This is a genomic window from Pseudomonas sp. 2 (assembly GCF_056627435.1).
Genome location: NZ_JBWXNG010000002.1, coordinates 567,142 through 578,768, shown reverse-complemented (window position 1 = coordinate 578,768; position 11,627 = coordinate 567,142). Strand labels below are relative to the sequence as shown.

11 protein-coding genes are annotated in these 11,627 nt (G+C 62.4%); 4 read left to right on the top strand and 7 right to left on the bottom strand.

Annotation, left to right across the window (positions count from 1 at the left end; genetic code table 11):
* The first annotated feature begins 361 nt into the window (after positions 1-361).
* Positions 362-1,540, top strand: a complete 1,179-nt coding sequence (locus tag AC1MEK_RS05590) for an acyltransferase family protein (RefSeq protein WP_480395256.1) — start codon at positions 362-364, stop codon at positions 1,538-1,540.
* A gap of 3 nt (positions 1,541-1,543) precedes the next feature.
* Here AC1MEK_RS05590 and AC1MEK_RS05585 read toward each other — a convergent pair whose 3' ends face one another.
* Together AC1MEK_RS05585 and AC1MEK_RS05580 are read right to left on the bottom strand one after the other, a co-directional pair.
* Positions 1,544-2,782, bottom strand: coding sequence for a TIGR03862 family flavoprotein (locus tag AC1MEK_RS05585; RefSeq protein ID WP_480395255.1), 1,239 nt, complete (start codon positions 2,780-2,782; stop codon positions 1,544-1,546).
* Positions 2,783-3,104: 322 nt separating this feature from the next.
* Positions 3,105-4,022, bottom strand: coding sequence for a histone deacetylase family protein (locus AC1MEK_RS05580; protein ID WP_480395254.1), 918 nt, complete (start codon positions 4,020-4,022; stop codon positions 3,105-3,107).
* 116 nt (positions 4,023-4,138) lie between these two features.
* Between AC1MEK_RS05580 and AC1MEK_RS05575 the strand changes: the two genes are divergently transcribed.
* The 3 genes from AC1MEK_RS05575 (at position 4,139) to AC1MEK_RS05565 (ending at position 6,264) form a co-directional block, all read left to right on the top strand.
* A complete protein-coding gene (locus AC1MEK_RS05575; protein WP_480395253.1) occupies positions 4,139-4,702 on the top strand; it encodes a GNAT family N-acetyltransferase in 564 nt (187 codons plus the stop codon).
* Positions 4,703-4,789: 87 nt separating this feature from the next.
* Entirely contained in the window at positions 4,790-5,659 is an 870-nt protein-coding gene (tesB, locus tag AC1MEK_RS05570; RefSeq protein WP_480395252.1) for an acyl-CoA thioesterase II, read from the top strand.
* Complete coding sequence (locus AC1MEK_RS05565) at positions 5,656-6,264, top strand: HAD family hydrolase (RefSeq protein WP_480395251.1); 609 nt, start codon at positions 5,656-5,658, stop codon at positions 6,262-6,264. The genes tesB and AC1MEK_RS05565 overlap by 4 nt, the downstream gene beginning before the upstream one ends.
* Positions 6,265-6,375: 111 nt before the next feature.
* On the opposite strand, the gene AC1MEK_RS05560 is transcribed toward AC1MEK_RS05565, so the two are convergent.
* The 5 genes from AC1MEK_RS05560 to AC1MEK_RS05540 form a co-directional block, all read right to left on the bottom strand.
* The gene (locus tag AC1MEK_RS05560) at positions 6,376-7,365 is read right to left on the bottom strand and encodes an alpha/beta hydrolase (protein WP_480395250.1); all 990 of its coding nucleotides are present in this window, start codon (positions 7,363-7,365) and stop codon (positions 6,376-6,378) included.
* A gap of 4 nt (positions 7,366-7,369) precedes the next feature.
* Positions 7,370-8,257 (bottom strand): KPN_02809 family neutral zinc metallopeptidase, encoded by an 888-nt coding sequence (ypfJ, locus tag AC1MEK_RS05555; protein WP_480395249.1) that lies wholly within the window; start codon positions 8,255-8,257, stop codon positions 7,370-7,372.
* Between the two features lie 269 nt (positions 8,258-8,526).
* A complete protein-coding gene (locus AC1MEK_RS05550) occupies positions 8,527-9,462 on the bottom strand; it encodes a LysR family transcriptional regulator (protein WP_480395248.1) in 936 nt (311 codons plus the stop codon).
* A gap of 71 nt (positions 9,463-9,533) precedes the next feature.
* Positions 9,534-11,060, bottom strand: coding sequence for a tripartite tricarboxylate transporter permease (locus AC1MEK_RS05545; RefSeq protein WP_480395247.1), 1,527 nt, complete (start codon positions 11,058-11,060; stop codon positions 9,534-9,536).
* Positions 11,057-11,590 carry a tripartite tricarboxylate transporter TctB family protein gene (locus AC1MEK_RS05540; protein ID WP_480395246.1) on the bottom strand — a complete coding sequence of 178 codons (534 nt, stop codon included), beginning with the start codon at positions 11,588-11,590 and terminating at the stop codon, positions 11,057-11,059. Before AC1MEK_RS05540 ends, AC1MEK_RS05545 begins: the two co-directional genes overlap by 4 nt.
* Between the last annotated feature and the right edge of the window lie 37 nt (positions 11,591-11,627).

Genomic DNA, 11,627 nt, shown 5'->3' with positions numbered 1-11,627 from the left:
GACGCAGGAGGGCCAAACCAGGAGCAGGACACCTTGGTTACTTGGGTGTCTTTTCCAAGTAACTCGGCGAAGCCGAAACAGGTCTGGCGTTAGCCAGAACTCAACAGCTGCACCACATAAATCACTGGAACACCGCGGATCGTCAGTAACCCGACACCCCCATTCAACCAAGATTTTGACTGTCAAATCCACATGTTACGACTTATTGCCGCTATCAAAAGATGACGTCAACTTTCCCGCTTTTTCATGTACCAGACATGAAATATTTCAACTGTCGAGCAGCAGGCCGAACTCATATCGTGAACTGGCTCAACCCTCCGCCAATGGTGGCGTATTACTCAACCAGTACGGAAACCGTCACATGGAACCAGTTCAACGATTCACCACCCTCGACAGCTTTCGGGGTGTATGCGCATTGTTGGTCGTGTTTTTCCATCTGCATGTCGTTGATACCTTCGTCGAGCTACCGTTCTTCCGCCGCGATGAAGTCCTTCTCAACTTCTTCTTCGTGCTCAGCGGTTTTGTCCTCGCCCACAGCTACGGCATGAAGCCGAACCTCTCGTTCAAGTCCTTTTTCATTTCCCGTTTCTTTCGCATCTACCCGCTGCATCTGGTCATGCTGGCTGTGTTTCTGCTGTTCGAAACACTGCGCTGGCTGGCCTACAAAAAAGGCTTCTACCTGAACAACGTGCCGTTCACCGCGCTGTTCGACCCTCGGGAAATCCTGCCGAACCTGTTTCTGGTGCAGGCCTGGACGCCGTTCACCGAGCCGATGTCGTTCAACTACCCGTCCTGGACCATCAGCATCGAGTTCTACCTCTACATGCTGTTCGGCATGCTGTGCATGTTTTCCCTGCGCAACCGCTTCCTGCTGTTCGCTTGCGTGTCGCTGCTGGCGTTCGTGCTGATCTTCTCGGGCAACGAGCCGCTGGTGGAACGCGCGATGCAAGGCTTGTCGTGTTTCTTCGCCGGGAATGTCACCTACGTGATCTACCGGCTGATCCGCGACCGGTTCATCCCCAGGCCCTGGCTGATGACGGTGCTGGAGTGCGCCATGATGTACGCCACCTGGTGGATCGTCATGAACGACTTCGAGCATCGCCTGCCCATCGGCAGCCTGACGTTCTGCGCGCTGGTGCTGCTGTTCGCCTTCGAAGGCGGGCTGGTCTCGGCGTTTCTCAAGACTGGCGTGTTCGTGCTGCTGGGCAAGCTGTCGTACTCGATCTACATGACCCACGCGGCGCTGCTGTTCTGCTTCTCGGCGCTGTTCATCGTGGCGCAGAAGGTCACCGGCCAGCCGCTGGCGCCGATGATCGACGGCCAGCGTTTCATGGACACCGGCTCGGTATTCTTCAACAACCTGTTCGTGGTGGGCGTGACAGTGCTCGCCGTGGCGCTTGCGGCGCTGGCGCACAAGTACGTCGAGATGAAGGGCTACGAACTGGGCAAGCGGGTCATGAGTGCGTCGCGGCCACGGGCGCCGGAGGAGAAAACCGAAACCGTGGGCGCGCTCAAGCCGCAGATCGACCGGGTGGCGTGAGGCTTACTGGCCGCGCAGCCAGGCAATCATCCCCAACCCCGCTGCGCGGCCGCTGGCGAAACAGGCGGTGAGCAGGTAGCCGCCGGTGGGGGCTTCCCAGTCGAGCATTTCCCCGGCGCAGAACACGCCGGGTGCGGATTTGAGCATCAGCTGCTCATCAAGCGCTTCGAACGTCACGCCGCCGGCGGTGCTGATGGCTTCGTCCAGCGGGCGCGGTCTGATCAGCGTCAGCGGCAGGCGCTTGATGGCTTCTGCCAGTTGCGCCGGGTCGGCGAACGACTCGGCAGGCGCCAGTTCACGCAACAACGCGGCCTTGACCCCGTCGATCCCCAACTGGCTGTGCAGATGCTTGGCCATCGAGCGCGAGCCGCGGGGTTTGCTTAGGGCCTTGTGGATATCTTGCGCACGCTTGCCGGGCAGCAGGTCGATTTCGACGGTCGCATGGCCATGCTGATTGATCGCCTCGCGAATCTGCGCCGACAGCGCATAGATCAGGCTGCCTTCCACGCCCGTGGCGGTGACCACGCACTCGCCCAGGCGCAGTTCCTGGCGCTGCAGTCCGATGGCGACGTTCTTCAACGGCGCCCCGGCGAATTTGGCCTTGAGTAGCTCGCTCCAGGCTGCGACCTCGAAGCCGCAGTTGGCCGCCTGCAAAGGTGCGACCTGTGTTCCGCGCTGTTGCAGCAGGGCAACCCAGGCGCCGTCCGATCCCAGGCGCGCCCAGCTGGCGCCACCCAGCGCCAGCAGCGTGGCATCCGCTGCGACGGTCAGCTCGCCTTCCGGGTGGGCGATGCGCAGGAGGCCATCTGCCGTCCAGCCCAGCCAACGGTGACGGGTGTGGATAACCACGCCGCCGTCGCGCAGGCGCTTGAGCCAGGCGCGCAGCAGCGGCGCGGCTTTCATGTCGGTGGGGAACACCCGGCCGGAGCTGCCGACGAAGGTCTGGATGCCCAACCCGTGAATCCATTGGCACAGCGCATCGGCGTCCAGCCCCCGCAGCAGCGGCGCGATCATCGGCGCGCGCTCGGCGTAGCGGGACAGGAACGCAGGGTAGGCCTCGGAATGGGTGATGTTCATGCCGCCCACGCCGGCCAGCAGGAACTTGCGGCCCACCGACGGCATGGCGTCGTACAGGTCGACATTGAACCCCGCCTGGCTCAGCACTTCAGCGGCCATCAGGCCTGCAGGGCCGCCTCCGATGATGGCGACGGTCTGGGCGGTGTTCAGGGTGTGGGCGGTCATGGGCGAGCTGCGGATCGTCAAAGTAGGTCGCGCATTCTACCCGAGCGGCGTGACGAACGAACGGGCTGTGGAAAACTATTGAGCAAAAAACGTACAGCGCCCGCCAGGCCTTGTGCCATGTGGGGTCTGAACCCTTGCCCGCAGGTTATCCACAGGCCGCTCCACAGCGGATGTGGGTAAATAACGCTGCGCGGACCTGTGTAGGAGCGAATTCATTCGCGAATGGCCCGAACGTTCGACACATCTATAGCGTCTGTCCGATTTTTCGCGAATGAATTCGCTCCTACAGGGTAATGCGTTCCAGTGAGATGGAAGGGAACATTCACAGCCCCTCCGACACCCAAACCCGCTGTGCACTGTGATGCAGAATCCCGTGCCGGCGCGCCAGCGCCTCGCGATCCTTGCTGTACCCGCCGCCGATCACGCCCATCACCGGAATATCCCGGCCCAGGCAATGGCGCATCACCGCTTCATCCCGCTGCGCGACCCCAAGGTCGGTCAGCTGCAGATACCCCAGCGCGTCGTCCTTGTGCACGTCGACGCCCGCGTCGTACAGCACCAGGTCAGGCTGATACAGCGGCAGCAGGTAATTGAGCGTGTCGTCGACTACCTTCAGGTAATCGGCGTCGCCCATGCCCATCGGCAGCGGGATGTCCCAGTCGCTCTGGGCCTTGCGCGCCGGGAAGTTTTTCTCGCAATGCAGCGAAACGGTGATCGCGTCTTCGGTGTGCTCCAGAATCCGCGCCGTGCCGTCGCCCTGATGTACGTCGCAGTCGAAGATCAGCACCCGATGCACCCGGCCGCTTTGCAGGAGGAAATGGCTGATGATCGCCAGGTCGTTGAAGATGCAGAACCCGGCCGGGTAGTCGTAGTGGGCGTGATGGGTGCCGCCCGCCAGGTGGCAGGCCAGCCCGTGTTGCAGGGCTTTTTCGGCGGTCAGCAATGAGCCGCCCACGGCGCGGACCGTGCGTCGGGCCAGATCTTCGCTCCAGGGCAGGCCCAGACGGCGCTGATCCTCGCGGGAAAGATCGCCGTCCATGTACCGACGGATGTAGGAAGGGTCATGTGCCAGCGCGAGAATGTCGTCCGGGCAGATCTGTGGACGAAACAGCTGAGCATCGGTGGTCAGGCCGCTGTCGATAAGGTGATCGTGCAGCAGCCGGAACTTGTCCATCGGGAAACGATGGTCGGGCGGGAACTCGGGGCTGTAGTCTTCGTGGTAGATAAGCGGCAGAGACATGATGCGCACGTGCAGGATCAAAGCGGCAATCTTGCCAGTTATGGCCGCGAGCGCACAGGGAATTGCCGCGAAACAGCGCTCGTTCGATCGACAGGCGGGGCAGGGGAGATGTTTCGATGGAGCCGATACTCGAGCTCAACAGCGCACGCTTGCTGATGCGCCAGTGGCGCGATGACGATTTGCAGGCTTTCGCGGCCATGTGCGCCGATCCGCAGGTGATGCGCTACTTTCCGGCACCGATGAGCCGTCTGGAAAGCGCCAAGATGATCGGGCGCATTCGCGGCCATTTCGCTGAATACGGCTTCGGCCTGTGGGCGCTGGAGCGCAAGGGTACCGGCGAGTTCATCGGTTTTACCGGTCTTAATGTGGTGGGGTTCGACGCGCACTTCACGCCGGCGGTGGAGATCGGCTGGCGTCTGGCGCGCGAGCATTGGGGCCTGGGCTATGCCAGCGAGGCGGCCTGGACGGTGCTCGGCTGCGGTTTCGAGCATGTCGAGCTGGATGAAATCGTGTCGTTCACGGCGGTCAGCAACCTGCCGTCGCAGAAAGTCATGCAGGCCATCGGCATGCAGCATGAGCCAGGCGATGATTTCGAGCACCCGAGCCTGAGCGCAGGTCATCCACTGCGGCCCCACGTGCTGTACCGCATCAACCGCCAGCAGTGGCTCGCCACCTTGTGATTGGCGGGAATCGGGCTACAAACATCTGTATCATTTCGCACAATTGTGAAGACCCCGTGCGAGAAGACTGTGTGTGAGGAGCCGCGAATGAGCCATGTGCTGGATGATCTGGTAGCGCTGTTGAGCCTGGAACCTATCGAGGAAAACCTCTTCCGTGGCCGTAGCCAGGACCTGGGCTTTCGCCAGCTGTTTGGCGGGCAGGTGCTGGGGCAGTCGCTGTCGGCGGCGAGCAAGACCGTCGAAGATGCGCGCCACGTTCATTCCCTGCACGGTTATTTTCTGCGCCCCGGTGACGCCCATCTGCCGGTGGTCTATTCGGTCGACCGGGTGCGCGATGGCGGCAGTTTCAGCACCCGCCGCGTGACGGCGATCCAGAAAGGCCATCCGATTTTCACCTGCAGCGCGTCGTTTCAGTACGACGAGGAAGGTTTCGAGCACCAGAGCCAGATGCCGCAAGTGGTCGGCCCGGAAAACCTGCCGTCGGAACTGGAGCTGATGCGCCAGCGCGAGCACCTGATTCCGGCGCACATGAAAGACAAGCTGCTGTGCCCCAAACCGATCGAATTCCGCCCGGTCACCGAGTCCGATCCGTACAACCCCAAGCCCACGGAGCCGGTGAAATACGTGTGGTTCCGCGCCGATGGCACGCTGCCGGACATCCCCGCGCTGCACAAATACATGCTCGCCTATGCCTCGGATTTCAATCTGCTGACCACCTCGTTGCTGCCCCACGGCAAGACGGTCTGGCAGAAGGACATGCAGATCGCCAGCCTCGACCATTCACTGTGGTTCCATGGCGAGCTGCGCGCCGATGACTGGCTGCTCTACGCGATGGACAGCCCCTGGGCCGGCAACTCCCGCGGATTTTCCCGGGGCAACGTATACAACCGTGCGGGCAAACTGGTGGCGTCGGTCAGCCAGGAAGGCCTGATCCGACATCGCAAGGACTGGGCATGAGCCTTTCGCAGCTGCGCCACTGGGTGTTCGACATGGACGGCACGCTGACCATCGCCGTGCACGATTTCCCCGCCATCAAACGGGCGCTGGGCATTCCGCAGGATCACGACATCCTCAGCCATCTGGCCGCATTGCCTGCCGCAGAAGCCGCGGCCAAGCATGCCTGGCTGCTGGAGCACGAGCGTGAACTGGCGGTGGCGTCCAGACCGGCGCCGGGCGCGGTCGAGTTGGTGAAGGCGCTGGCAGCGAAGGGCTATCGGCTGGGGATTCTGACGCGCAACGCCCGGGAGCTGGCCCATGTGACGCTGGAAGCGATCGGTATCGCTGACTGCTTCGATGTCGACGACGTGCTGGGCCGCGACGAGGCGCCGCCCAAGCCGGATCCGGGTGGCCTGCTCAAACTCGCGCAGGCGTGGGAGGTCGAGCCTTCGCAGATGGTGATGGTCGGTGACTACCAGTTCGATCTTGCCTGCGGCAAAGCGGCGGGGACCCATACCGTGTTGGTCAATCTTCCCGAGAACCCCTGGCCTGAATTGACCGACTGGCATGCCGACGATTGCGCGGCGTTGCAGGTGATGTTGATGCAAGACAGTTCAGATGCCTGAACGGCATAAAAATCGTGGGAGTGAGCTTGCTCACGAATGGGGTCTGCCAGTCATTTGCCGACCTCCCTTTCGTGAGCAAGCTCACTCCCACAATGGTTCGAAATTCTAAGCTCAATTCCCCTTGAACAACGCCGCCTGCCCCTCAGGCGCGGTGAACATCGCGTTGCCGTTGTGGCCCACACCCTTGACCTCGATCAGACGCTGGTTCAAGCCTTCCGGATGGCGCTTGGTCAGGTAGTCGAAGTAGTTGTGCCCGCGCACCAGACGGTTCGGCCCTTGCGCTTCGGCACCGCAGTCCTTGTCCAGCGCCGGATGGTTCGGGTCGGTGTCCTGTTCGCCCAGCAGGTAAGTGACATCGCGTTTGACGTAGGCCGCCTCAAGCTCGGCCGCCGTCTCCTTGCCCGCATACGGCGGCAGCTTGTTCATGCCGTATTTCCAGGTGTCGAAGCCCGGGCAGCTTGCCGTGGTCACCGGCAATGGTCGGGTCGCATCGAAATACGCGTACGACGACGGGTTGGCGATCACGTAACGCAGCTTGATGCCTTCCTTCTTCAGCAGCGCGTCTTCCTTGCCGCCGATCATCGCGTAGCGCTGCACCACCTGCGCGCCGCCGGAGTGGCCGGCAATCACGATTTCCTTGAGGTTCGGGAACAGCTTGCTGTCGCTCAGGCGCTTGAGGATATGGTCGATGACCACGAACGAGCTGATCGGCTTGGCGCCCAGCGACTTGTCGCCGGCCATCCAGTCGTTGCGATGCCAGCGCAGGATGTTTTCCGGCAGGTGATGCGCGGTGATGTCTTTCTCATCGAGAAACTGCGGCGCGATCAGCAGGGTCTTGGACCGCTGCTTGGACTGGTTGGCCGCGCGCTCGACGCTGCGCAGGTAGGTCTGGGCATTGCGCAGACGGCCGTGAAAGACAATCACCACACGCTGAATCTGCGGGCTGGGGCGCACCCAGCTCTGGCTCAGTCCCAGGGTGGCCTGGGACGTTCCGTTGATCAGCAGCCGGTCGGGGCTGATGGATTTGACCGCCTGATCCGCAGCATGAGCGGTAACGCTCATCAGGGTGCCCAACAACAGGATCGAAAGCGGTTTCATCATGTGATCAGAGGCTCTTGGCGGCGAATGTATCGCATTGGTTGATTTGTCCCTGGGCAAAACCTGCCTTGAACCAGCGCACGCGCTGGGCAGACGTCCCGTGGGTAAACGAGTCCGGTACTACACGTCCCTGGCTTTGCTGCTGCAAACGGTCATCGCCGATGGCGTTGGCCGCGTTCAGCGCCTCCTCAATATCACCGGGTTCCAGCCAGTTCAAACGCTTTTGCGCGTGATAGGCCCAGACACCGGCCAGGCAATCGGCCTGAAGCTCCTGGCGCACCAGCAGGCCATTGTCACCCTCCATGCGCATGCCGCGCTGACGGGCGGCGTCAACTTTAGCCGAAACACCGAGCAAGGTCTGCACATGATGGCCAACTTCATGCGCGATCACGTACGCCTGGGCGAAATCCCCGGCCGCCTTGAAGCGCTGGCTCATCTCCTGGAAGAACGCCATGTCCAGGTACACACGCTGATCGGCGGGGCAATAGAACGGCCCGCTGGCCGAAGTCGCGTAGCCGCAGGCTGACTGCACCTGGCCGCGGAACAGAATCAGCGTCGGGTCCTTGTACTGGCGCCCGCCGGCCTGAAACAACTGCCGCCAGGTGTCTTCGGTATCGCCCAGAATCGCCCGAACGAAATCCGCCTGCTCATCGTTGGCCGGCGGCGCCTGCCGGGTCTGCGGGTTGACCGCCGAGGTCTGCTGCTGCCCCATTTGCCCTGCGATCTGCCCCAGGATCTGCATCGGATCCTGCCCGGTCAGCAAGCCGATGGCGACGATGATCACAATCCCGCCAAGCCCCAGCCCCTTGCCACCGATGCGCAGCCCACCGCCGCCACCGGTGTCGTCGCGCGCGTCGACGACGTTGTCACTGCGACGTCCTTTTTTCCAGAGCATGGTAGGAACCCTCTTTTTGTCGTGTAGGAAGTGTAGACGGCGGAGGAGACCGGTCGTCCGTGGGTGCTGGGACTAAGAGGAAAGATTGCTCGGATGGTTCAGGGGATGGATCGCATCGCGCAAGCTTGTCGCACGACGCAAATCATTGTGGGAGTGAGCTTGCTCACGAACGCGTTTTGGCCTTCGGCATCATAGTGGCTGAAACTCCGTTTTCGTGAGCAAGCTCACTCCCACAAGTCCTCATGTGTATGTGGGGCACTGTGAAGCGCTCAGTTATCCTGCTCAGCCTTCACCGAACTGATAAACGCCTGCATCGCCGATGACTGAATCCGGTGCCGCCGGGTAATCAACCCATAAGGCGGCAATCGCGCCTCGAAGTGGATCGGCAGCACGGCCAGCAAATCCCGCCCGGCGTAGTCTTCGACCACGGAAACCGGGGTGACGCCGAGCATGTCGGTCGATTGCACCAGCGAGAGCAGGGTCATGATCGAGGTGGTTTCGACGATGCTGTTGGGGATGTCGACGCGGGCGTTGTGGAACACCTGGTTGATGATCGCACGCATGGGGCTGGGTTGTTGTTGCAGCACCCAGGTTTCGTTCTGCAGCGCGGCCCAGCTCAGGTCCTTGGCGTGGACCAGCGGGTTTTGTGCGCCGGCGATCACGCACAGGGCTTCTTCGCCGAGGCTGTCGAACAGCAGTTCTTCGGCCCGGGCGCCGCCGGGAATGCGCCCCAGCACGACGTCGAGCTGATCCTGGAGCAGGGCTTGAACCAGCACATCGCTGGTATCAACCTGAATGCTCATGGACAGGCGCGGGTGACTTTTCTTGAGGTTGGCGATGGTGCGGGTCAAAAGTCCCGAGGCCAGGGCCGGGATGGCGCCGACCGCCACGCGGCCCAGGTTGCCGGATTCCAGCGCGACCAGTTCCTCGCGCATGCCGCTCAGTTCGGCGAAGACCATGCGCGCGTAGTAGATCACCGTGTCGCCGAAGGCGGTCGGGCGCATGCCCCGTGGCAGGCGCTCGAACAGCTCGACCCCGAGCAGGTCCTCGGCCTCGTGGAGCATTTTGGTGGCCGCCGGTTGGGTCATGCCGATGTTGTCGGCGGCCCGGCGCAACGAGCCGAACTCCTGCAGCGCCAGCATCAGCCGCAACTGGCGCAGACGCAGGCGGCTGTGGATAACGCTGGCTTCCGGAATTCGGGTCATGGCAGTGGCTCGCGCAAAAGTCTGCGGCGAGCCTGCCAAGAACTTGAGGGCATTGCCAGCGTTGTGTGCCGTCACAGGGTCTTTGCCTTGATTGCATGGCGATTGCGCCAGCCGAAGACGGCTTTGATGCCAGCTGTGATCATCGGCCAGAACAGCATCGCCAGCGCGGCGGTGGTCAGGCTGCCCACCAGCGGGTTGGACCAGAAGATGCCCAGTTGCCCGTCGGAGAACAGCATCGACTGGCGAAACGCATCTTCGGCTTTGTCGCCCAGCACCGCCGCCAGAATCAACGGCGCAATCGGGTAACCCAGCTTTTTGAACAGATAACCCAGCGCACCGAAGCCCAGCATCAGCAGCACGTCGAACATCGAGTTGTGCACCGAATACGCGCCGATGGCGCAGACCATGATGATGATCGGCGCGATGATCGAGAACGGAATGCGCAGGATCGAGGCGAACAGCGGTACCGTCGCCAGCACCACCAACAGGCTGACCACGTTGCCCAGGTACATGCTGGCGATCAGGCCCCAGACGAAGTCGTGCTGTTCGGCGAACAGCGTCGGCCCCGGGTGCAGGCCCCAGATCATCAGCCCGCCGAGCATCACCGCAGCCGTCGCCGAGCCGGGAATGCCGAGGGTCAGCATGGGCAGCAGGGCGCTGGTGCCGGCGGCGTGGTCGGCGGTTTCCGGGGCGATCACGCCTTCCACTTCGCCCTTGCCGAAGCGCTCGCGGTTTTTCGAGAACTTGCGGGCGATGCTGTAGCTCATGAACGAGGCAGCGGTCGGCCCGCCCGGCGTCACGCCCATCCAGCAGCCGACAATAGTGCTGCGCAGAATCGTGAACCAGTAGCGCGGCAGTTTCGCCCAGGTGCGCAGAATCACCATCGGCGTGATGCGCGCGTGTTCACCACGAAACACCAGGCCTTCCTCGACCGTGCAGAGAATTTCACCGATGCCGAACAGGCCGATCACCGCCACCTCGAAGCTGATGCCGGTCATCAATACCGGCTGGTCGAAGGTCAGGCGCAGGTTGCCGGAAACGGTGTCCATGCCCACGGCGGCCATGGCGAAGCCGATCATCATCGCCACCACGGTTTTCAGCGGCGGGTTCTTGCTCATGCCGATGAAGGTGCAGAAGGCCAACAGATACACCGCGAAGAACTCCGGCGAGCTGAAGGTCATGGCGAATTCGGCGATGCGCGTCGACAGGAATGTCAGCAGCATCACCCCGGCCAGCGCGCCGATCAGCGCCGAGCTGAAGGCAGCCGTCAGGGCCTCGGCGGCGCGGCCTTCGCGCGCCATGGGGTAGCCGTCGAAGGTGGTCGCCACCGATGACGGCTCACCGGGGATGTTGAACAGGATCGAGGTGATCGAGCCGCCAAACAGCGCGCCCCAGTACATGCACGACAGCAGGATGATCGCCGAGACTGGCGACATGGTGAAAGTGATCGGCAACAGCAGCGCCACGCCGTTGGGTGCGCCCAGCCCCGGCAACACGCCGACCAGAATCCCCAGCAGCACGCCGACCACCATCAGGCCGATATGGCCCGGGGTGAGGATCAGGTTCATGCCTTGCAGCAGAGAATCGAACTCGCTCATTTCAGCGACCTCCACACAGCGCCGATCAGGTCACCCAAAGGCCCCGCGTCCAGCGGCACCTTGAACCACAGATCGAAGATCAAGTAACTGGCGAGCACTGCGCCCAGCGATACCGCACCGATCATCCAGAGGCCGTACGGCTTGGCGCGCACCTTGTCGCGCCACATGAACCAGGCGATGAACACCGCCGAGGCCAGGTAAATCCCGGTAAACGGCATGGCACAGACGAACAGCGCAATCGGAATGAACACCGACAGCACCTGACGAAACTCGCCACGGCTGACGAAACTGGCGCTCAGCGGCTTCCAGCGGATCAGCGTCAGCACGCCATTGGCAGCGCTGGCTGCGGCGAGCAACAGGCCGATATAGAACGGGAAGTAGCCCGGCTCGGGACCGGCATCACCCCAGCCGATGCCTTGTTCGACACTGCCGAACATCACCACCGCGCCGATGGCCAGGGTGAACAGCGCAAGCCCCAGTTCCACCCAGCGGGTGCCGACCAGGGAACTTGAGTGAGAAGAATTGGACATCAAACACCTCCAGCGAATGACCGCCGCACGCCTTTGT

Coding starts and splice junctions, on each gene's coding strand:
- AC1MEK_RS05590 (WP_480395256.1), top strand. CDS start 362: ATGGAACCAGTTCAACGATTCACCACCCTCGACAGCTTTCGGGGTGTA.
- AC1MEK_RS05585 (WP_480395255.1), bottom strand. CDS start 2,782: ATGACCGCCCACACCCTGAACACCGCCCAGACCGTCGCCATCATCGGA.
- AC1MEK_RS05580 (WP_480395254.1), bottom strand. CDS start 4,022: ATGTCTCTGCCGCTTATCTACCACGAAGACTACAGCCCCGAGTTCCCG.
- AC1MEK_RS05575 (WP_480395253.1), top strand. CDS start 4,139: ATGGAGCCGATACTCGAGCTCAACAGCGCACGCTTGCTGATGCGCCAG.
- tesB (WP_480395252.1), top strand. CDS start 4,790: ATGAGCCATGTGCTGGATGATCTGGTAGCGCTGTTGAGCCTGGAACCT.
- AC1MEK_RS05565 (WP_480395251.1), top strand. CDS start 5,656: ATGAGCCTTTCGCAGCTGCGCCACTGGGTGTTCGACATGGACGGCACG.
- AC1MEK_RS05560 (WP_480395250.1), bottom strand. CDS start 7,365: ATGATGAAACCGCTTTCGATCCTGTTGTTGGGCACCCTGATGAGCGTT.
- ypfJ (WP_480395249.1), bottom strand. CDS start 8,257: ATGCTCTGGAAAAAAGGACGTCGCAGTGACAACGTCGTCGACGCGCGC.
- AC1MEK_RS05550 (WP_480395248.1), bottom strand. CDS start 9,462: ATGACCCGAATTCCGGAAGCCAGCGTTATCCACAGCCGCCTGCGTCTG.
- AC1MEK_RS05545 (WP_480395247.1), bottom strand. CDS start 11,060: ATGAGCGAGTTCGATTCTCTGCTGCAAGGCATGAACCTGATCCTCACC.
- AC1MEK_RS05540 (WP_480395246.1), bottom strand. CDS start 11,590: ATGTCCAATTCTTCTCACTCAAGTTCCCTGGTCGGCACCCGCTGGGTG.